This is a genomic window from Aeromonas simiae (genome assembly GCF_014892695.1).
GTDB classification, from domain to species: Bacteria; Pseudomonadota; Gammaproteobacteria; order Enterobacterales; family Aeromonadaceae; genus Aeromonas; species Aeromonas simiae.
This window is the reverse complement of the sequence record NZ_CP040449.1, coordinates 2061324-2081933: the sequence shown is the minus strand read 5'-3', so window position 1 is coordinate 2081933 and position 20610 is coordinate 2061324. Positions and strand designations below refer to the sequence as shown.

At 65.0% G+C, this 20610-nt stretch carries 20 protein-coding genes; 9 read left to right on the top strand and 11 right to left on the bottom strand.

What is annotated here, in order from left to right; genetic code table 11:
• Positions 1-18 precede the first annotated feature (18 nt).
• Positions 19-777 (bottom strand): molybdopterin-synthase adenylyltransferase MoeB, encoded by a 759-nt coding sequence (locus tag FE240_RS09845; RefSeq protein WP_193000603.1) that lies wholly within the window; start codon positions 775-777, stop codon positions 19-21.
• A complete protein-coding gene (gene moeA, locus FE240_RS09840) occupies positions 774-2012 on the bottom strand; it encodes a molybdopterin molybdotransferase MoeA (protein WP_193000601.1) in 1239 nt (412 codons plus the stop codon). The genes FE240_RS09845 and moeA overlap by 4 nt, the downstream gene beginning before the upstream one ends.
• Before the next feature lie 162 nt (positions 2013-2174).
• Between moeA and folE the strand changes: the two genes are divergently transcribed.
• Positions 2175-2837 (top strand): GTP cyclohydrolase I FolE, encoded by a 663-nt coding sequence (gene folE / locus FE240_RS09835; protein ID WP_042044821.1) that lies wholly within the window; start codon positions 2175-2177, stop codon positions 2835-2837.
• Between the two features lie 56 nt (positions 2838-2893).
• Here folE and FE240_RS09830 read toward each other — a convergent pair whose 3' ends face one another.
• Positions 2894-4615: a formate--tetrahydrofolate ligase gene (locus FE240_RS09830; RefSeq protein WP_193000599.1), complete on the bottom strand. Its 1722-nt coding sequence runs from the start codon at positions 4613-4615 to the stop codon at positions 2894-2896.
• Between the two features lie 80 nt (positions 4616-4695).
• Here FE240_RS09830 and FE240_RS09825 point away from each other — a divergent pair, with 80 nt between their 5' ends.
• The gene (locus FE240_RS09825; protein WP_193000597.1) at positions 4696-5124 is read left to right on the top strand and encodes a hypothetical protein; all 429 of its coding nucleotides are present in this window, start codon (positions 4696-4698) and stop codon (positions 5122-5124) included.
• On the opposite strand, the gene FE240_RS09820 is transcribed toward FE240_RS09825, so the two are convergent.
• A complete protein-coding gene (locus tag FE240_RS09820; RefSeq protein ID WP_042044825.1) occupies positions 5109-6014 on the bottom strand; it encodes a LysR family transcriptional regulator in 906 nt (301 codons plus the stop codon). The two genes, FE240_RS09825 and FE240_RS09820, sit on opposite strands and share 16 nt — an antisense overlap.
• A gap of 287 nt (positions 6015-6301) precedes the next feature.
• Between FE240_RS09820 and FE240_RS09815 the strand changes: the two genes are divergently transcribed.
• Together FE240_RS09815 and FE240_RS09810 are read left to right on the top strand one after the other, a co-directional pair.
• Positions 6302-7426: a Rossmann-fold NAD(P)-binding domain-containing protein gene (locus tag FE240_RS09815; RefSeq protein WP_193000595.1), complete on the top strand. Its 1125-nt coding sequence runs from the start codon at positions 6302-6304 to the stop codon at positions 7424-7426.
• Positions 7423-7704, top strand: coding sequence for a SelT/SelW/SelH family protein (locus FE240_RS09810; RefSeq protein WP_042044827.1), 282 nt, complete (start codon positions 7423-7425; stop codon positions 7702-7704). The genes FE240_RS09815 and FE240_RS09810 overlap by 4 nt, the downstream gene beginning before the upstream one ends.
• Positions 7705-7707: 3 nt before the next feature.
• On the opposite strand, the gene FE240_RS09805 is transcribed toward FE240_RS09810, so the two are convergent.
• The 3 genes from FE240_RS09805 to pepT form a co-directional block, all read right to left on the bottom strand.
• Complete coding sequence (locus FE240_RS09805; protein ID WP_052449395.1) at positions 7708-8403, bottom strand: phosphatase PAP2 family protein; 696 nt, start codon at positions 8401-8403, stop codon at positions 7708-7710.
• A gap of 123 nt (positions 8404-8526) precedes the next feature.
• Positions 8527-10233: a lysophospholipid acyltransferase family protein gene (locus tag FE240_RS09800; protein WP_193000593.1), complete on the bottom strand. Its 1707-nt coding sequence runs from the start codon at positions 10231-10233 to the stop codon at positions 8527-8529.
• Positions 10234-10312: 79 nt separating this feature from the next.
• The gene (pepT, locus tag FE240_RS09795; protein ID WP_193000591.1) at positions 10313-11539 is read right to left on the bottom strand and encodes a peptidase T; all 1227 of its coding nucleotides are present in this window, start codon (positions 11537-11539) and stop codon (positions 10313-10315) included.
• A gap of 225 nt (positions 11540-11764) precedes the next feature.
• On the opposite strand from pepT, the gene FE240_RS09790 reads away from it, so the two are divergent.
• The 3 genes from FE240_RS09790 (at position 11765) to FE240_RS09780 (ending at position 16412) form a co-directional block, all read left to right on the top strand.
• Positions 11765-12139, top strand: coding sequence for a hypothetical protein (locus tag FE240_RS09790; RefSeq protein WP_193000589.1), 375 nt, complete (start codon positions 11765-11767; stop codon positions 12137-12139).
• Between the two features lie 583 nt (positions 12140-12722).
• Positions 12723-14624 (top strand): biosynthetic arginine decarboxylase, encoded by a 1902-nt coding sequence (gene speA, locus FE240_RS09785; protein ID WP_193000587.1) that lies wholly within the window; start codon positions 12723-12725, stop codon positions 14622-14624.
• Positions 14625-15077: 453 nt separating this feature from the next.
• The gene (locus FE240_RS09780; protein WP_193000585.1) at positions 15078-16412 is read left to right on the top strand and encodes a metal-dependent hydrolase family protein; all 1335 of its coding nucleotides are present in this window, start codon (positions 15078-15080) and stop codon (positions 16410-16412) included.
• A gap of 90 nt (positions 16413-16502) precedes the next feature.
• On the opposite strand, the gene rsmS is transcribed toward FE240_RS09780, so the two are convergent.
• The 3 genes from rsmS to FE240_RS09765 form a co-directional block, all read right to left on the bottom strand.
• Positions 16503-16658: a pleiotropic regulatory protein RsmS gene (gene rsmS, locus FE240_RS09775; protein WP_084214669.1), complete on the bottom strand. Its 156-nt coding sequence runs from the start codon at positions 16656-16658 to the stop codon at positions 16503-16505.
• Positions 16659-16723: 65 nt separating this feature from the next.
• Positions 16724-17194 carry an acyl-CoA thioesterase gene (locus tag FE240_RS09770; RefSeq protein WP_193000583.1) on the bottom strand — a complete coding sequence of 157 codons (471 nt, stop codon included), beginning with the start codon at positions 17192-17194 and terminating at the stop codon, positions 16724-16726.
• Between the two features lie 9 nt (positions 17195-17203).
• Entirely contained in the window at positions 17204-17497 is a 294-nt protein-coding gene (locus tag FE240_RS09765) for a hypothetical protein (protein ID WP_193000582.1), read from the bottom strand.
• Between the two features lie 104 nt (positions 17498-17601).
• Between FE240_RS09765 and FE240_RS09760 the strand changes: the two genes are divergently transcribed.
• On the top strand, positions 17602-18222 hold the full coding sequence (locus FE240_RS09760; RefSeq protein ID WP_193000581.1) for a tellurite resistance TerB family protein: 621 nt from the start codon (positions 17602-17604) through the stop codon (positions 18220-18222).
• Positions 18223-18474: 252 nt separating this feature from the next.
• Positions 18475-19110: a tellurite resistance TerB family protein gene (locus FE240_RS09755; RefSeq protein WP_193000580.1), complete on the top strand. Its 636-nt coding sequence runs from the start codon at positions 18475-18477 to the stop codon at positions 19108-19110.
• A gap of 40 nt (positions 19111-19150) precedes the next feature.
• Here the strand turns inward: FE240_RS09755 and FE240_RS09750 are convergent, their stop codons facing one another.
• Positions 19151-20563: an aminotransferase-like domain-containing protein gene (locus tag FE240_RS09750; protein WP_193000579.1), complete on the bottom strand. Its 1413-nt coding sequence runs from the start codon at positions 20561-20563 to the stop codon at positions 19151-19153.
• Positions 20564-20610: the final 47 nt, after the last annotated feature.

The window sequence follows — 20610 nt, the reverse complement described above, 5'->3', positions numbered from 1 at the left end:
ACGGTTTTGCGCCGTGCGTCAGGGGGCCTCGCCGCAGCAGGGGCAGTCGGCGCGTCTTGGCAGGCGCAGGGGGCGAAATTGCCCCGAGAGGCCGTCGATGAGCAGCATGCGGTGGGTGAGCGGCTCGCCGCAGCCGGCCAGGATCTTGATGGCCTCGAGTGCCTGCACGCTGCCGACCAGACCGACCACGGGGGCCAGCACCCCGGCCTCGACGCAGGTGAGGGCCTGCTCGCCGAACAGCTGGCTCAGGCACTCGTAGCAGGGCTCCCCCTCGTGCCAGAGAAAGCTGCACACCTGCCCCTCGAAGCGGATGGCGGCCCCGCTCACCAGCGGCACACGATGGGCGCGGGCGCGGCGGTTGAGCAGGTTGCGGGTGGTCAGGTTGTCGCTGCAATCGAGAATGAGGTGATGGCTGGGCAGCAGGGCATCGAGCAGCGCCGCATCGGCCTGCGCCTGGGTCGCCTCGACCGTCAGATAGGGGTTGAGGGCGCGCAGGGCGGTGGCGGCAGAGGTCACCTTGGGCTGGCCGAGGCGGGCATCGCAGTGCAGCACCTGGCGCTGTAGGTTGGAGCGCTCCACCACGTCGAAATCCACCAAGGTGAGGTGCCCCACACCGGCCACCGCCAGGTATTGGGCGGCGGCGCAGCCGAGACCGCCGGCGCCGATCACCAGCACCCTGGCCTGCTTGAGCGCCTCTTGCCCTTCGAAATCAAACGACTTGAGGATGATCTGGCGGTTGTAGCGCAGCAGCTCGTCGTCCGAGAGGATGTCGCTCACAGCAGCAGGCTCCCGAACGGCTCGACCGTCACCGTCTCGCCGGCCTCAACCCGGCCGCGCTCGCGCTCCAGCACTATGTAGCAGTTGGCGCGGGTCAGGGAGCTAAAGACGCCCGAGTCCTGGGAGCCGGTGCTGCGCACCACCAGACCGCTGGCGGTGCTCTCGAGGATGCCGCGCTGGAAATCGAGGCGCCCCGGCGCCTTCTTGAGGGGCTCGGCGGCGGTGGCCGCAAGGCGCAGCGGAGGGCGCACGCTCTCGCCGGCCAGCACGGCCAGGGCCGGGCGCACCAGCTGATCGAAGGTGACCAGGGCCGAGACCGGGTTGCCCGGCAGGCCGAAGAAGCGGGTATGGCCGAGGTGGCCGAAGGCAAACGGCTTGCCCGGCTTGATGGCGAGCTTCCAGAAGTCGATTTCGCCGAGCTCTTCGAGCAGCTGCTTGGTGTAGTCGGCCTCGCCGACCGAGACCCCGCCCGAGGTGATCAGGGCATCGGCCTCCTGCTGGGCGCGCAGGAAGGCGGCGCGCAGGGCGTCCGGGACGTCGGGGATGATGCCAAGATCGAGCACCTCGACCTGCAACCGCTCGAGCATGGCGCGCACCCCGTAGCGGTTGGAGTCGTAGATCTCGCCGTGGGCCAGCGGCGTGCCGACCGGCTTGAGTTCATCGCCGGTGCTGAGCAGGGCCACCTTCAGGCGGCGGCGCACGGTGACGGTGGCGATACCGAGGGAGGCAAGCAGCGGCAGCTCGCGCGCGGTGAGGCGCAGGCCGGCGGCGAGCACGGTGGCGCCTTGGGCGATATCCTCGCCGCGGCGGCGCACATGCTGCCCCGGCTGCGCCTTGACCAGAAAGCGCACCCGGTTGCCGTCGGCCTCGGTCTCCTCCTGCATCACCACGCTGTCGGCCCCTTCCGGCAGGGCGGCGCCGGTCATGATGCGCACGCAGTGGCCCGCCTCGCAGGCCGCGCCATAGGCCCCCTCGCAGCCAAGCGGGTGGCCGGCCAGGGCGCGCCCTTGCAGTTGCAGGGTGTCTGTGGCCGCCAGATCGCCGCTGCGCAGGGCATAGCCATCCATCGCCGAGTTGTCGAAGGGGGGCACGTCCATGGGGGAGACGATGGGCTCGGCCAGCACCCGGCCGAGGGCCTGGCCAATGGGCAGCGACTCGGTGCCGGCAACCGGGGAGAGGGCGGCCAGCATGGCGCGCAGGGCATCGTCCAGGGGACGCAGTGAGGAATGACCCATGGGGCCTCCTTGTAGACAGGCACGGGAAAGGGGGAATTATCCCAAAAAAGGGGGCCGATGGGCAGGCTATCGTAGGAGGTAGCCTGCAATCTCCTTGCAATATCCGGCGCTTGCGCTTTTACTAGGCAGCCGGTAGAACCCCCAATCCGTAGAGAGTGAACCATGAGTGATCTGAGCCCACAAGCCCGTCTGGTCCGCGATGCCCTGGTGGCCCAGGGTCTTGAGACCCCGCTGGCCCCCAATGGTCTGAGCCGTGACGAGAAGCGCGAACGGATCGAGGCGCACATGCGCGCCATCATGGAGACGCTCGAGCTGGATCTGCGGGACGACAGCCTGGCCGAGACGCCGCACCGCATCGCCAAGATGTACGTGGGGGAGATCTTCGCCGGGCTCGATTACGCCAGCTTTCCTAAGGTGACGGTGATCGAGAACAAGATGCAGGTGGACGAGATGATCATGGTGCGTGACATCACCCTGACCAGCACCTGCGAGCACCATTTTGTGACCATCGACGGCTTCGCCCACGTGGCCTACATTCCGCGCGGCAAGGTGATCGGCCTCTCCAAGATCAACCGCATCGTGCAGTTCTTCGCCCGTCGCCCGCAGGTGCAGGAGCGCCTCACCCAGCAGGTGCTGCTGGCATTGCAGACCCTGCTCGGCACCCAGGATGTGGCCATCAGCATCACCGCCACCCACTACTGCGTGAAGGCGCGCGGGGTGCAAGATGCCACCTCGGCCACCACCACCACCTCTTTGGGCGGGGTGTTCAAGACCCAACCCGATACCCGGGCCGAGTTTCTCGGCGGCCTGCGCGCCGCACGCTGAGCCTGACCGCCATGAAAAAGCCCCGCACTGCGGGGCTTTTTGTTGGGGCGGATCGCTTAGCTGAGCCCGATGATGTCGCCATGCTCGTCGATGTCGATGTGGCGATAACCGGGCAGGCTGCCGAGCCCCGGCATGGTCATCACCGGGCCGCACAATACATAGATGAAGCCGGCACCGGTGCAGGCGACCAACGCCTCCACCGGCAGGACGAAGCCGGTCGGTACCCCCTTGAGGGCCGGATCATGGCTGATCGAAAGCGGCGTCTTGGCCATGCACAGTGAGAGGTGATCGAGCCCCTGCTGGCTCAGCATCTCCAGCTGGGCCTTCGCGGTGTCGCTCAGGTGCACACCGCTCGCCCCATAACCGCGCTCGGCCAGGGTGGTGAGCTTGTCGCGCAAAGGCAGGGCCGAGGGGTAGAGCCAGCGCGGAGCCGAGCCCTGGATGGCGGCCTCGATCACGGCGTCGGCCAGGGTGGTGGCGCCCGCGCCCCCCTTGGCGAAGGCCTCGCTGAGGGCGGCTGAGCGGGCTCCGGCCAGACAGGCCTGGGTCATCACCCAGTTGAGCTCCTCGTCGCCATCTTCCGGGAAGCGGTTGAGGGCCACCACCACCGGCATGCCGTAGCGGCGGGCATTGCCGATGTGCCAGCGCAGGTTCTCCATCCCCAGCTCCAGCAGCTGCTGGTTGGGGGCGGTCAGTTCAGCGGGAGGGCGCTGGCCTGGGGCAAAATCGAAGGCGCCGCTGTTGGCCTTGATGCCGCGCAGGGTGGCGACCAGCACCACGCAGGCCGGTTGCAGGCCGCTCTGGCGCGCCTTGATGTGGAAGAACTTCTCAAGCCCCATGTCGGTGCCAAAGCCCGCCTCGGTCACCACGTAGTCGGCGTGACGCAGGGCGATGCGATCGGCGATCACCGAGGAGTTACCGTGGGCAATGTTGGCAAAGGGGCCGGCATGCACCAGCACCGGGGTCTGCTCGCTGGTCTGCATCAACGTCGGGGCGATCGCCTGTTTGAGGAGGGCGGTCATGGCGCCGGCCACCTCCAGATCTTCGGCGGTGATCGGGGAGCCGTCGACCGCCTCAGCCAGCCGGACTCGGCCGATGCGGGCACGCAGATCATGCAGATCGCTGGCCAGGGCCAGGATGGCCATCAGCTCGGAGGCGGCGGTGATGATGAAGCGTCCCTGCCGCTCGACCGCCGTCTCGTCGCCCAGCCCCAGCGTGACCCGGCGCAGGGCGCGGTCGTTCATGTCGACCACCCGTGGCCAGAGAATATGGCCGATGTTGAGGCGCGGCAGGCCGGTTTGCGCGGTGAAGTCATCACCGAGCTTGCGCTCATGGTAGAGGCGAGCATCCAGGGCGGCGGCGGCCAGGTTGTGGGCGGCGCCGACCGCGTGAATGTCGCCGGTCAGGTGCAGGTTCATCGCCTCCATCGGCACCACCTGGGCATGGCCGCCCCCAGCGGCGCCCCCCTTGACCCCGAACACGGGGCCGAGGCTCGGCTGGCGCACGCAGGCGATCGACGAGGCCCCGCGCCGGTTGAGGCCCATGGAGAGCCCCAGCGTGGTCACCGTCTTGCCCTCCCCGAACGGGGTCGGGGTGATGGCGCTGACCAGGATCAACTTGCCGCGCTCGGCCTTCGGCTCGCGCAGCAGGGCCGGGTCGATCTTGGCCATGTGGCGACCGTAGGGGTGAACAAAGCGAGAGGGGATGTCGAGACGCACGGCCAGCGCATCTGCTTCCAGCAGGGTGCTGTGGCGGGAGAGGGCGATATCGCTTAGCATCGGACTCCTTGTTGGATCTGCGTTCCAGAATGAAATATGGATGGTTTGCGAGCGCCTAGTGTATCACCTGGGGGAACTCCGTGAGTGACAATATATTATCCAAGGATGAGGGGGGCGCCACCGTCCTCATCGAGCTCGATCTCAACGCCCTCTACCACCCTCCCAAGGCGCCGCTGACGGCGCTCTCCTTGTTGGGGGCGCTGGCCCCCCTGTTCGGTTTTGGCTGGCAGGCGCTGACCCAGGACAGGGAGAGCCACTTGCGGGCCGAGCTACGCCGGCGGATCCGCAAGGAGCGCACCGATCTGGCCAACCTCACCCTGACGCTGCAACTGGCGGCCCTGCTCGAGTGCCACCGGCTGCGTATCCACCTGCCTGCGCCGGTACCGGCCGACCTGCTGGCGCAGCTTCGTCACCGGCTGCCGGGGTGGCAGTTGGCCGGTGAGGAGAGGGTGCTGAGTGCGCAGTGGGTCGGCGCTTCCTCGTCAGCCCCGGCTCAGCCGGCGCCCTGATCCCAGTAGTGGGGGGCGGCAAAGCGCTGCTCGATGAAGTCGATAAACAGACGCACCTTGGCCGAGACGAAGCGGCGGTGCGGGTAGATGGCGCACAGTGGCATCGGTTCGGGTTGCCACGCGCCGAGCACGGGCACCAGCTCGCCACGGCGCAGTGGCTCGCCGACGATGAAGCTGGGTTGCAATATGATCCCCATGCCGTCGATGGCCGCCCGGGTCAGGGCGACGCCGTTGTTGGTGCGTAGCGGCCCCTTTGGTTTGAGCAGCACCCGCTCCTCACCACGGCGCAGCACCCACTCGGGCTGGCTCAGTCCATAGACGAGGCAGTCGTGCTGGCGCAGATCCTCCGGGGTAAGGGGCGTGCCGTGGCGCGCCAGATAGGTCGGGCTGGCGCACAGCAAAATTCGCATCATGGCCAGCGGCCGCGCCACCAGTGAGGAGTCGGGCAGATGACCGATGCGCAGCGCCAGATCGAACCCCTCTTCCACCAGTGCCACCCGCCGATCGCTGTAGTCGATGTCGAGGTTCAGATCCGGGTAGCGAGCACGAAATTCGGGCAGGATGGGGGAGAGGTGCAGATAGCCAAAGTCCATCGGCACCGAGAGGCGCAAAGTGCCTTGCGGCTGCTGGCTGTGGCGGGTCAGCTGGCTGTGGGTCTCTTCCAGCTCGGCCAGCAGGGCCACGCAGCGCTGGTAGTAGAAGTGGCCGGCCTCGGTCGGGGTGACCCGGCGGGTGGTACGCGAAAGCAGCCGGGTCGAGAGCGACTCTTCGAGCTGCTGCATCAGCTTGGAGGTCATGGCCACCGAGATGCCGAGCTGGGCGGCTGCCTTGGTAAAGCTCTGGCTCTCGACCACCTTGACGAAGGTACGCATCGCCGAGAACTGCTCCATTATTGACCTCTGGTTGATAATTGACCCATAGATCGCAAGATTATCACACTCAGAGCTGGGTGGGGGATGAGGGGGGCCATTTTGCCGATGGGATCACAATGGGGGCTTGTTTGGCTCTATTGTGATGGGGCATCCGGCGTGATGCGGGGCCGCGCAGGTGTTGATATATCGCTCACTGCCCCCCCGATGGTGATTGTGGGTCACCCCGGTTTTCGCTAAAACGGGATCTCCCGCGCCAGCTCCATGTGGAGAGCACTGGCCCACCGTTCGTATCAAGGAGGCTGGCGTTGCATCATATCGGCGTTGAGCACCGCTTCTTTCATCATTTCACCGCCGAGGGGACGACCCCGGATCTCTGCATCCTGCTGGTGACCCACCTGCTACCGGATCGGCCGCTCTTTATCGAGACGCTGGCGCAGATCGGCCGTATCGGCGCCATCTTGCCCAAGCCTAAGTCGATCCATGCCGACACCCTGGCCTGGGTGGCGCGCCAGTACCCCATCATCGAGCTGGATCGCCGCTGGACCGCCTCGCCGGGGGATGTGCTGGCGCGTGTGCTGCCGCTGCTGCGGCCCCATGAGCGGCTGCTCATTCTCGACATCGGCGGTTACTTTGCCACGACGCTGGCGGCGCTGCACCGCGCCTTGGGGGAGCGCTTCCTCGGGGTGGTGGAGATGACCGAGAATGGCCACCAGCGTTATGAGGCGCAGGCTGCCCCGCAGGTGCCTGTGCTGTCGGTGGCGCGCAGTTTTCTCAAGCAGGCCGAGGATGTGCAGATTGGCCTGAGCGTGGTCTATTCGGCCGAATCCTTGGCGCGCAGCCTCAATCGCACCTTTAACGCTTGCCAGGCGGCCCTGTTTGGTTATGGCAAGGTGGGCCACAGCATCGCTGCCGAGCTGCGCCGGCGCAACCTCTGGCTCGATCTGGTGGAGACCTGCCCGCTGCGCCAGGTCGAGGCGCTCTCCCACGGTTTTCACCTCGCCGACAAGGCCAGTGCGCTGGCCCGGGCCGAGCTGCTGATCTGCGCGACCGGCAACGGCGCTCTCTCCAGTGCCGATCTGTTGCTGCTGCAAGATGGCGCCATGCTGGCCTCGGTCACCTCGGCCGACGATGAGTTTGCCTTCACCCTGGCCGAGCTGGGCTGGCCGAGTCAGGAGATTTGCCATCGGGTGTTGCGCCTTGCTCGCCCCGATGGCACCTTCATCTACCTGCTCAATCGCGGGGAAGCGGTCAACTTCGTCCACGGCGCCGTGATCGGGGAATATGTCTATCTAGTGCTGGCCGAGATCATCGAGGGGGTCAGGCTGCTGGCGACCCGCCAACGAGCGGGTGGGCTGCATGAGCTGCCCACCGCGGTGATGCGCGACATAGCGCGGCTCTGGCTGGCCGACTTTCATGGAGTTAAGGGATGAAACCGAGAATCGAGATCCGTTATTGCACCCTGTGCCGCTGGATGCTGCGCGCCGCTTGGCTGGCCCAGGAGCTGCTTTCCACCTTTGACGGCGAGCTGGGCGAGGTGGCGCTGGTGCCGGCCAGCAAGGGGGAGTTTCGCATCCTGGTCGACGGGGTATTGGTGTGGGATAGGGTGACGGACAACGGCTTTCCCGAGGCCAAGGAGATCAAGCAGCGGGTGCGCGATGTCATCGCCCCGGAGCGGGATCTGGGGCACAGCGATCGCCGGCCCCAGTAAGTGTTATTGAACTTGAGTCTTCGGCCACGGCAGCAGGTCGAGCGCCCGGTAACACCAGCCCAGCAGGGGGGTATGAAACAGCCAGGCCGCCACCAGCAGGGTCAGCGGCAGGGCGCCACACAGGATGTCGCTCAACCAGTGGGCGCCGCTGAGCAGGCGCGGGGTGGCGAGCACGGCCAGCAGTGGCAGCAGCCAGACCAGCTGACGGCGCTCAAAGCGGTAGCAGGCAAAGAGCGCGAAGGTCAGAAAACCGATGCCGTGATCGCTTGGAAAGGAGCCGGAGGAGGCGTCCTTGGTGTGCAGATCGGGCACCAGAGTGGTCACCCGCAGCGCCATCTCGTGCACTAGGGTGGGGCTGGGACGCTCCACCGGCAGCAGCTTACCGAGCGCCACTTGCAGCGAGAAGCTGCCGGCCATCAGCAGGATCAGCAGCAGCAGGTAGTGACGCTCCCCCCTGTGGGTCTGCCGGGCATGTTGCAGCACCAGCAGCCCCATGGTGAGGGCGATGGCGCCATCCACCCAGCGCTGGTTGGCGCGAGCCACCAGATAGGCCCAGCTCGGGTGGCGCAACCACTCATTGGTCAGGTGAAACAGGGCCTCGTCGATGCCTTGCCAGGCGCCCAGCCACCAGCTGGTGAACAGGAGCAGGGCCAGCAACTGATAGCCCCCCCACAGACGAAAATTCCAATGTGATGCCATGCAATCCTCTCTTTATTGGTCGATGGACACTCTTTTCGGTGCGTGATCGGCGTAAAAGAGAAAATTCTAGTGATTGACATCACAATAACAATCGCCTTGCGGGGACAAAATCTTTAGCAATTGTTACAGCCGCGCCGCCGCCCCTTCCTGGTGCGGGGTGATGTAGCGCTGCCGCTTGCTCACTTTGAGGTGGGCCAGGCTGACCCACACCAGGCCGTCGATGCAGTGGCCAAACGCCGGATCGACCCCGAAGTCGAGAAACTGCACGCCGCCCGGCTCGCACAGATCCGCGTACTGTTTGTAAAGAGGGGGGATGGCGCAACCGAGGTTGCCCAACTGCGCCTTGAGCTCGGCCAGTGCCTGACGGTACTGGGGCGCGGGCAGGGGGCTCGGCTGTGCCCGTGGATAGGGGCGATAGGAGCGGGCCAGTACCTCGTCGGCACCGAAGTGGCGCTCGAAAAAGTGGACCAGCAGCGCGCGCGCCGCCTCGGGCAGGGTGCCCGAGATGGAGACGGGGCCGTAGAGGTAGCGGTACTCGGGGTGACGGGCCAGCACGGCGCCGATGCCGTACCAGAGGTAGTCCAGACCGCGCTTGCCCCAGTAGGCGGGCTGGATAAAGCTGCGGCCCAGCTCCACCGCCTGCTCGAGCCGCCCGTGCATGGCCGGGGTGAAGGCAAACAGGGTGTGGCCGTAGAGGCCGGCTTCGCCCAGCTCGCGCAGGGTCTCGCCGACCGGGGCGAAGCGGTAGGCGCCGACCACCTCGAGGGCGGCCGGGTCCCACAGCAGCAGATGGCGGTAGTGATCGTCAAAGCCATCCAGATCGCGGCGCTTGCCGGTACCTTCTCCCACCGCCCGAAAGGCGATCTCGCGCAGCCTTCCCAGTTCGCGCAGCACGCAGCTGTGCGCCTCTCCCTGGCGGCGGTAGAGGCGGATCTGCTGGCCATCCGGGGTCAGGCCGAGCAGCTCGCAGCGCTCGATCGCCTGCTTGAGGCGGCTGCGCTCCTCGGGCAGGGCGATGGGGGATTCGGTCGCCAGCCGCGGCATTTTACCGCGGCCGATGCGGTAGAGATCGCTGCGCACCAGGCGGGCGGCCAGCGCCGGCGCTAGGCTGTCGAGTTGGGTCGGCGCCAGCCGCCGGCCAACGGTGACGGTCAACTGTTGGCCGCGCTGGCGGAACATCTCATCGACCAGCAGCAGGCCGGAGAGGGGGCGTGAAAGCCAGGAGCTGAGATAAAAGCGTGGGCTGTTGCGCCCGGCCAGGTGCAGGGGCACCAGCGGGGCTCGGGTGCGCCGGGCCAGCTTGATAAAGCCGCTGCTCCATTGGCCGTCGCGCACCCCCTTGGGGCCGAGGCGGGAGACTTCGCCGGCGGGGAAGATGATGAGCGCCCCCTCCTGCTCCAGATGCTCCCCCATGGCGCGCAGCGCCTCGCGCGGGGTCTTGCCACCCAGGTTGTCGACCGGCAGCAGCAGCGGGCGCAGCGGGGGAATGGCCCACAGCAGCCGGTTGGCGACGATCTTCACGTCCGGGCGCAGCCGCCCCAGCAGGCGCAGCAGGGCCAGCCCGTCGAGGGAGCCGATCGGATGGTTGGCCACGACGATGACCCGGCCCCGGCTGGGCAGGTTCTCGAGCTGGGCCTCGCTCACCCTGACATCGAACTCGAGGTGGCTCAGCGCCTGCTCGACAAAATCCATGCCGCGCAGGTGCGGGTAGTCGGCGGCGAAGCGCTGGAACTCATCTTCGTGCAGCAGATGGCGCAGCAGCGGGCGCAGCAGGCTGGGGAGCGGAGCGGTGGGGAAGTGTTCGCTCAGCAGGGCATCGACACTGAACATGGGACAACTCCTTGGTGTTGTCCCGAGAGGATCGCCCCTCCCTATGACAGGGAGGGGTCAGGGGGATGACGCTTTGGTGTCAATCCTGGCGCCAGGCGGCGGTCAGGCGCACCAGCTCGACCAGCGTCTGCACCGCCTTCTCCATGGAGGGGACGGGGATGAACTCGTGCTTGCCGTGGAAGTTGTGGCCGCCGGTGAAGAGGTTGGGGCAGGGCAGCCCCATGAAGGAGAGGCGGGCGCCGTCGGTGCCGCCGCGGATCGGGGTGATCTTGGGCTGCACGTCGGCGGCGATCATCGCCTGGCGGGCCAGCTCGACGATGTGCATGTGCGGCGCTATCTGGCTCTTCATGTTGTAGTAGTTGTCGCTGATGGTCAGTTCGATGCGGGCCTCGTGATAGCGGCGGCGCAGCTCGGTCACCCGCTCCTCCAGCAGGGCCTTGCGGGCGGCAAAGCCCGCCTCATCGAAGTCGCGGATCAGGTAGTGCAGGGTGGTCTCCTCGACCGTGCCCTGGCTGCTGACCAGGTGGAAGAAGCCCTCATAGCCCTCGGTGCACTCCGGCGTCTCGTCGGCCGGCAGGAAGGTGTGGAACTGGGCGGCCAGGGTCTGGCTGTTGAGCAGGGTGTCCTTGGCGCTGCCCGGGTGCACGTTGTTGCCGATAAAGCGCACCGTGGCGCTGGCGGCGTTGAAGTTCTCGTATTCGAGCTCGCCGAGCGGGCCGCCATCGACCGTGTAGGCCCAGCGCGCCTGGAAGCGATCGAGCGGGAAATGGTCGGCGCCGCGGCCGATCTCCTCATCCGGCGTGAAGCCGAGCCACAGATCGCCGCGCGGGGTCTCGGGGTGGGCCAGCAAGGTTTCGACACAGGTGATGATCTCGGCGATCCCCGCCTTGTCATCGGCCCCGAGCAAGGTGGTGCCGTCGGTGGTGATGAGATCTTGCCCCAGGTAGTGCTTAAGGCAGCGGAACTGGCGCAGGGAGAGCACCTCATCCCCCTTGCCAAGGCAGATGTCGCCGCCTTGGTAGTTCTCGACCAGCTGCGGGCGAACTTCGCGCGCCTCGTAGTCGGCGGTGTCCATGTGGGCGATGAGGCCGATGGCGGGCGCCTGCGGCTGATTGCCGGGCAGAAGTGCGGTCAGGTAACCGTTGTCGTCGAGCACCACCTCGGCCAGCCCGAGCGCCTTGAGCTCGGCATGCAGCGCCCGGGCAAATTCCAGCTGGCCGGGGCTGCTTGGGCAGCTGTTCTGACTCGCATCGGAGCGGGTGTGAAAGGAGACATAGTGAAGAAAACGATCGACGACTCGGCTCATGGCATGGCTCTGCTCAATACAACGAAGCAGTCATTATGCGGAGCCGATCACGGAAAAACCTTGTTCCAGAACAGGGTTTGTGAAGGCAATCCTCATCTTGGGTAACAAGCAGGTAACGATTGACCGGCATGACCACGGGGGTGTTTTTTGCGCCCGCGCCTATTTTTTTGGCGCCGCTTGCTGGTATGGTCGGGACTCACCCTATGTTGCGGCAAGGAGCCATCCATGGAACACGTAGCCCTCTATCAGCAGTGGCAGGAGAACCAGCTTGACGAAGTGGCGGCCTTGACGCTGCTGCGCTGGGTCGAGGAGTGGTGTGCCAGCGCCCCCGAGCACCGGCTCAATGACCAGGGTAGCTTGCTCACCGTCGATCTCTACTGGCCCGCGCGCAGCGACAAGCCGCTGCTTCAGGTCGACGGTTTTGGTCGCATCTGGTTCTATCACGACCGGCTCGGCAGCGATGGGTTGTTGCGGGCGCTGGAGGGCCATTTTGGCGATGTGTTCGGCGAGCTGGAGCCGGGGCCAGTGAGCTGTTTGAGACCTAAATTCTGGCAGGGGGCATTGCCCGAACTTTCGCAGCTTCTCAAACAGCATCTTTGACGGTTTTTTTGATTGTCACCGCCCCTTCGGTGTGTGTAAACTCCGCGCCGATCTTGCGTCGCGCCCGTGTGCGCCCGAGGTCAAGCGCCTTTTAGGGCGAGGCATGCAGAAACGCCAGACACTGCAGGGGTTTTGGTTTCTTTAATACCGGTTGGGAGCCGGTATCAGGGAGAACAGCAGTCACGCAATGACATCACCTGACCGAATGAGCGACGCGGCTCAACACTCTTCCCTTGTCATGGGCGGTCAATGGTGTCTGGCAGTACTGCAGTGCGGTGTCGCTAACCCGTTTGCAAACGTGAACGGGTGCCTCGTCCCCTCTCTGGAAACCCCCCTCGTCGATGGCTCTGCGGCCAACCGGATGAGTCGGCAGCGTGGCAACAGCTGTCGCCATCAAAGCGTCGCGGAATACTGATTTAAGTATCCCCCGCATACCGTTGAGCTTGATGTAAAGCCACAAGCCCCACATCAAGACTCGTTACTTCCCAAAATCCACCAGGCAGCCTTGGCTTGCCGCAAATGGTCTGGATGTGATCGAGGGTAACGAAGGCGGCTCACGCCGCTCATTAGCGAGGCATAGCCCATGACTAACTGGTCCAGCAAGGACTCTCTCAAGGTCTACAACGTCCCCTACTGGGGAGCCGGTTTCTTCGGCATCAATGAAGAGGGGCACGTCACCGTCGCTCCGGACAAGTCCCGTCCTGACGCCAAGATCGTCATCTCCGATGCCATCGAGCAGCTGCGTCAAGCCGGCTTGACCACCCCCGTGCTCCTGCGCTTCCCCGACATCCTCAAGAGTCGGGTCGATGCCCTGTTCAACGCCTTTGGTCAGGCCATCGAGAAGTCGGGTTACGAGGGTGACTACCTGTGTGTTTACCCCATCAAGGTGAACCAGCAGCGTCGCGTTATCGAGACCATCAGCTCCGCCTACACCGACAAGCCGCGCCTTGGCCTGGAGGCCGGCTCCAAGCCAGAGCTGCTGGCGGTGCTCTCCCATCATCACGAGCAGGGCTCGGTGATCGTCTGCAATGGCTACAAGGATCGCGAGTACGTGCGCCATGCACTGCTCGGCAACCTGATGGGCCACAAGGTGGTGATCGTCGTTGAGAAGCCCTCCGAGCTGGATCTGGTGCTGGACGAATCCAAGCGTCTCAACATCCGTCCGCACATCGGCGTGCGTGCCAAGCTGGCCTCCACCGGCTCGGGCATGTGGGAGTCAAGCGGTGGGGCCATGTCCAAGTTCGGCCTGAGCGCGACCCAGATCCTCAACCTCATCGAGAAGCTGCGCAGCGTCGGCAAGCTCGATTGCCTCGAGCTGCTGCACTTCCACCTGGGCTCCCAAATCGCCAACATCCGCGATATTCAGGGCGGGGTGCGCGAGTGTGGCCGCTTCTATGCTGAACTGCGCCGTCTGGGCGCCAACGTCAGCATCGTCGACGTCGGTGGCGGCCTTGGTGTGGACTACGAGGGCACCCGCTCGCAGAGTCACTGCTCGGCCAACTACAGCCTGTCTGAGTACGCCAACAACGTGGTGTGGGGCATCGGCGACGTGTGCCGCGAGTTTGACTTGCCGCACCCGACCATCATCAGCGAGTCGGGCCGGGCCCTGACCGCGCACCACGCCGTGCTGGTCACCAATGTGATCGGGGCCGAAGGGGTGAAGATGAACGAGATCGGCGCTCCGGGCGAGGATGAGCCGACCATCTTGCAGAACATGTGGCAGAGCTGGCTGGATCTGCATGAGGACGATCCCTCCCTGCTGGAGATCTTCCACGACTCCCAGGCCGATCTGGCGGACGTCAACGTCCAGTACACCATGGGGCTGCTCAACCTCGAGCAGCGCGCCTGGGCCGAGAGCCTGCGTCAGAACATCAGCTTGGCCATCAAGGAGCGCCTCAACCCGGTCAACCGTAACCACCGGGATCTGGCCGACCAGTTGAGCGAGCAGCTGGCGGACAAGTGCTTCGTCAACTTCTCCCTGTTCCAGTCCCTGCCGGATGCCTGGGGGATTGGCCAGGTGTTCCCGGTGCTGCCGCTGGCCGGTCTCGATCGCCCGCTCACCCGTCGCGGCATCCTGATGGACATCACCTGCGATTCTGACGGCCAGGTGGAGCATTACGTGGATGGCCTCGGGGTCGAGACCACCCTGCCGATGCCCGAGTATGGCGAGAACGAGGATTGCCACATCGGCTTCTTCTTGGTCGGTGCCTATCAGGAGATCCTGGGGGATCTGCACAACCTGTTCGGCGACACCCACTGTGCCGAGGTCTCGCTGGGCGAGAACGGCGAGATGGACATTCGCAACATAGTGCGCGGTGACACGGTCGATCAGCTGCTGCGTTACGTGAACATCGATCCGTCGGTCATTCGCGAGAACTATCAGAAGATTGCCAACCACCCCTCTCTGTGCCCGGAGACCCGCAAGGCACTGCTCGACGAGCTCGAACTCGGCTTGCAAGGTTATGCCTATCTGGAAGAGGAGTGATCCCATCAGGGATGACGAAGTGCAATAAGATGACGGCGCCTGCGGGCGCCGTTTTTCATGGATAAAAAAAGCTCCGCAAGGGCGGAGCGAAGTATACACAGATGACAGAAACACAGCTTGACGACTGCGGGGCCATTGTCTGCGCAATCCTCAGTGGCGCCACTTGTCAGATGTGACAGGTGGCGGCGGATGACGGTCTATTCCTACGGCAGGTCAGACAGAGTCTGTCGGAGGCATGAGCAAGGGCGCGCGGGCCGGCAACGGGAACAGGCGCTGCCGCGCGGGTGCCGGTAGGGCAGAAGGGGAGGGGGATGAAGGAGAGAAGGGGCTGTATGGGGGCTGTTCTGGAACCCAAAAAAGGAGGAGACTGACACGCTCGTTCAGTTTGGATTCAGGCTGTGGCGAAAGGGCTAAACTAGAATCCGTGCTCTCAAGACCCAAGGAGATCTCTTCATGTCATTGCGATTGTTGTGTAGCGCCGTGTGCGGCGCCCTCTTGGCAGGCGGCGCCGCCCATGCGGCTGAGCCGGCCAAGTCCGCTATTTTGTTTGAAAACGTTCGCATCTTCGATGGCAAGGGGAGTTCTCTGAGCGCCCCCTCCTCGGTGCTGGTGGAAGGTAACCTGATCAGCAAGATCAGCCAGGGCGAGATCAAGGTCGAAGGCGACGTGCAGCGCATCGACGGTCAGGGCAAGACCCTGATGCCGGGTCTCATCGATGCCCACACCCACCTGATGTTTGCCACCCTGCCGCAAATCGCGGTGCTGACCAACGACATCACCTTCACCACGGTGGCGGCGACCAAGGCTGCCAATGACATGCTGATGCGCGGCTTCACCAGCGCCCGTGATCTCGGTGGCCCCGTCTTTGGCCTCAAGAAGGGGATCGACATGGGGCTGACCAACGGCCCGCGCATCTGGCCGGCCGGCGCCATGATCTCCCAAACCGGTGGTCACGGTGACTTCCGTATGCCCAACGAGCTGCCGGCCCTGGAAGGGCAGTACTCCTTCGGTGAGAAGGCCAACGCGGCCATGGTGGCGGATAGCCCCGATGCGGTGCGCCAGCGTACCCGCGAGCAGCTGGCGCTCGGCGCCTCCCAGATCAAGGTGATGGCCGGCGGTGGTGTGGCTTCCAACTACGATCCCATCGACGTGGCCCAGTACTCGGTGCCGGAGATCCGCGCTGCCGTTGAGGCCGCTGACAACTGGGGCACCTACGTGACCGTGCATGCCTACACCCCGAAGGCCGTGCGTCAGGCCATCGAGGCCGGCGTCAAGTGTATCGACCATGGTCAGATGCTCGACGAAGACACCGCCAAGCTGATGGCCGAGAAGAAGATCTGGTGGAGCCTGCAGCCGTTTACCGACGATCGCAAGTCCCCCTTCCCGGAAGGCTCGGCGAACCGCCTGAAGCAGCTTGAGATGTACAAGGGCACCGATCACGCCTATGCCATGGCCAAGAAGTACGGCATCAAGACCGCATTTGGTACCGATGCCCTGTTCAGCGCCCAGGCCGCTGCCGATCAAGGCACCATGCTGGCCAAGATGAGCACCTGGTATACCCCGGCCGAAGTGCTGAAGATGGCCACCCACGACAACGCCGAGCTGCTGGCCCTCTCCGGCCCGCGCAACCCCTATCCGGGCAAGCTGGGTGTGGTGGAAGTCGGCGCCCTGGCCGACCTGTTGCTGGTCAACGGCGATCCGCTCAAGGAGCTCTCCCTGGTGGCCGATCCGGCAACCAACTTCAAGGTGATCATGAAAGACGGCAAGGTCTACAAGAACACCCTGTAAGCTATCTGGATGACAAAAGGCCCCTGAAGGGGCCTTTTTTTATGTCTGAATGCGGGAGCATGCGAGAGGTAGGCTGGCACAGGGCCGCACCTAGCTGGGTTTTCCCTCAGCCAGTTTGCGCTGGTAGTCGCGCTGAACGATGGCCAGCGCCTTGAGCGCCAGCTCGGTGGGGATCTGGTGGCTTTCGAGCAGCTCGATGAGATCGACGGCGAGCTGAACTTCCTTGGGCGCCTGCTCCAACGACATGGCACTTCCTCGACAAGATGAGACGGGGCGGAAGTATAGCGGGGGCGCGTGCCGCGCCCAAGCCTTCACAGATGCTGGCGCATCTCCCTGTCTATCTGCTCGCGCAGGGCCACCAGCTTCAGGGCATATTGCTCGAGCTGGTGCTGGGCGTCGGTTTCGGGCTGCCAGCTCGGCACCGGGCGCGGTTTGCCCTGCTCGTCCATCGCCACGAAGATGATGATGCAGTGGGTGGTCTTGTGGCGCTCGCAGGCGGCCGGGTGACGGCTGTAGACATCGACGGCCAGGTGCATGCTGGTGCTGCCGGTGTGGATCACCTGGGCGTGTACCTCGACCAGCTCGCCGATCTGGATGGGGCGGATGAAACGGATCCCCCCCACATACACGGTGACCGCGTAGCCACCGCTCCAGCCGGCGGCGCAGGCATAGCCCGCCTGATCAATCCACTTCATCACCATGCCGCCGTGCACCTTGCCGCCAAAAATGACGTCCGAGGGCTCGGCCAGAAATTGCAGGGTCAACTCTCTGGGCGGGGTCATCCTCTCTCCTTACTGTCGGTAATGCTTGCGAAACAGCTCCGCCTGTAGGCAGGCGGGCAGCTGGGAAAAATCGGGGCGCTTGTTGCCCTCGCGCTGGCCGAAGCGGGCGAAGTCGCGCTCGCACTCGGCCTGGCTCTTACCCTCTTTGACGCAGGCCTCCACCCGCTGGCGGCGTCCTGTATCGATGTACTGCTGCTGGGCGCTGATGCAGGCGGTGTCGAGGCGGGCCTGCTCGGCCTCCCTGTCCATGATAACGGCGCCGACGGGGGCCGCGAGCAGCAAACAGCCAAAGAGGATCTTCATCACACATCTCCTAATGGATAGTAGGAACAGGAGCAAACCACCCCCCTGTTCAACCCGGATTCAGTGACCGCCACCCAGTCTGACAGAGATGGGATGGAGGTCCTATGAGAAACATACTTGACCAACTGTTAGGGGGCGGCAAGACCTTGCCCCGCCGTGCGGGGGAGAAGTACCAGGGACAGCGGCAGGGGGCACTCGGTCTGCTGTTGGGCCATCAGAAGGCGCGTAAGTATCGCGACAAGGTGGCCACTTTGGGGGGGATCAGTGCACTGGGCAAGCTGGCCTACAGCCTCTATCGGGATTGGTTGCAGCAGCAGAAAGTATCCCCCCCGACTCACGTCATTCCACAGCCACTTCACATTTTGCAAGGCAATGCACTGGAGATCCGTGCCGATCTGCTGGTGCGCGCCATGATTGCGGCCGCTCGGGCCGATGGTCATGTCGATGAGGTTGAGCACGAGACGATCACCGGGCGTCTGACTGAGCTTGGCTTTGACAATGCCGCCCACTTTATCGGTCGGGAGCTGATGCGACCGCTCGATCCTTATCTTCTGGCCCGCGAGGTGACCGACATGGAGCAGGCCACCGAGGTCTATTTCGTTTCGCTGCTCGCCATTGAGGTGGATCACTTCATGGAGCGCGGTTACCTCGACGAACTGGCCAAGGCGCTGCGATTGGCGCCTGAGCTCAGAGCCCACATCGAGGCCAGGGTGGCGGCGCTGTAAGCCACGCCAAGACCCGGCTAAGAGGCGCCTCTTCCTCTGCCATGGGGGCCGCCCTGCGCGGTTCGCTGCTCGCGCCGGCAGGCGCTGCGCCCTTGCTGCTCACCACGCCATTTTCTTTGCTCGCGAGATAGGAGAGAGGCCAAAAGGGGCGCTACGCCACCGGGGGAATTCGTTTTTTCCTGTGCTCTTTATCATTCACATCTGATTCACGCAGCCGGGTACAGCATGGCGGAAATTGCACAGGAGACAGGTATGAAGCAGATACTCGATCAGTTGCTTGGCAGTGGTAAGGGGTGGCTCGAGCAGGGAGGCGAGCAACGTAAAGGGCAGGTGCAAGGAGCGCTGGCCGGCGGAGCACTCGGCCTGCTGCTGGGCAACAAGAAGATGCGAAAATATGGCGGCAAGGTGGCGGCGGTGGGCGGGGCGGCGGCCCTCGGTGGCCTTGCCTACAAGCTCTACAAGGATTGGCAGGCGCAGCAGCAAAGTGCCCCTGCTGGCCAGGTCTCTCCCCAGCCGCTTTCTGCCCTTGAGGGGCCCGCCCTCGATCAGCGGGCCGAGCTATTGGTGCGCGCCATGATAGCGGCCGCCCGCGCCGACGGTCATATCGACGAGCACGAGCGCGGCAAGATTGCCGCCCACCTGACCGAGCTGGGGCAGGGCGATGCGGCCCGCTTCATCGATCGGGAGCTGGCCCGTCCCCTCGACCCCCATGCCCTGGCCCGCGAGGTGACCGACATGGAGCAGGCCACCGAGGTCTATTTTGCCTCACTGCTCGCCATCGAGGTGGATCACTTCATGGAGCGCGGCTACCTCGATGAGCTGGCGCGGGCCCTGCAACTCGATGGGGATCTTAAGCGCAACATTGAAGCGCAGGTGGCGGCGCTCTAAGCGCCATGCGATGAGACAAGACCCGCCACGGCGGGTCTTGTCATGTCTGGGGGCAGAGGGCGCGGATCCAGCCGGCCAGGGTGGAGAGGGCCTGCTCCAGCTCCGGGCTCCAGGGAAGAGAGGCGTTCAGGCGCAGGCCGTGCTCGTGCTCGCCGCCCCCTGAGAAGAGCGCCCCTGGGGCAAGTGAAAACCCGGCAGCCAGCGCCTGGCGATGCAGAGCGCGGGTGTCGCAGCCGGGGGGCAGGGTGAGCCAGAGAAAAAAGCCCCCCTCGGGTTGGCTGAGGGTGACCGATTCGGGCAGCAGGGCCAGCAGGGCCGAGCGCATCTGGCTCATGCGCCGCGCCAGCGTGGTGCGCAGGCGGCGCAGGTGGGCGTCATAGCCCCCTTGGGTGAGCAGAGCGGCCAGGGCCAGCTGGCTTGGCACATTGGTCGCCAGGGTCGAGATGAGTTGCAGCCGCTCGATGCGCGGGGCGTACTGTCCGGCCACCACCCAGCCGACCCGAAAGCCCGGCGCCACACACTTGGAAAACGACGAGCAGAGCAGGCTGGTGCCCGCCTTGTCCCACGCCTTGAGGGGCAGGGGCCGCTCGCGCCCGAAATAGAGCTCCCCGTAGACATCATCCTCCACCACCGGCACCCGGTAGCGGGCCAGCAGCGCCATCAGAGCCGCCTTGTGTTCGTCACGCTGGGTGTGGCCGAGGGGGTGCTGCACGTTGGCCATCAGCCAGCACGCCTTGATGGGGCGATCGCGCAGGGCCGCCTCGAGCCGGCTCAGGCAGATACCGACCCCGGGGATCACCGGGATCTCCACCGCCCGCAGCTTGAGGCGCTCGATGGCTTGCAGGGCGCCGTAAAAGGTGGGGGACTCCACTACCACCCAGTCGCCGGGCTCGGTCAGGGCTTGCAAGCTCAAAGAGAGCGCCTCCATGGCGCCGGTGGTGATGATGATCTCGCCAGGGTCTACCGGCAGCCCGTGCCGGGCGTAGCGCTGGGCGATGGCACGGCGCAGCGCCTCGTTACCGGGAGGCAGATCGGTGACGGTGCTGAACGGATCGAGGCTGCGCATGCAACTGGCCAGCAGGCGGCCGAGGCGGGGCAGGGGGAACAGGTGGGGATCGGCCACTGCCATGCCGAGGGGCACCAGGTTGCGGGCCTTGCTCGCCTGCAACACCTCGAACACCAGATCGTTGATGTCGACGGCGCCGGTGTAGCGGGTCACCCCCATGGCGGTCGGCTGGCGCGCCGGGCTCCCCTTGACGTAGTAGCCGGATTGGGGACGCGCCTGCAACAGCCCCTGGCTTTCGAGCAGTTGATAGGCCTGCAATACCGTCATGGGGCTCAGGCGGTGGGCCTGGCAGCTCTGGCGGATGGAGGGGATACGCTCCCCCGGTTGCCAGACGCCGGCCTCGATCTGGGTGCGCAGTCGCTCGGCGAGATCGCGGTAGAGGGGCATGATTGGGTCAAACTGTTATAGGTGTAATTCACTATAACTGCATCTGT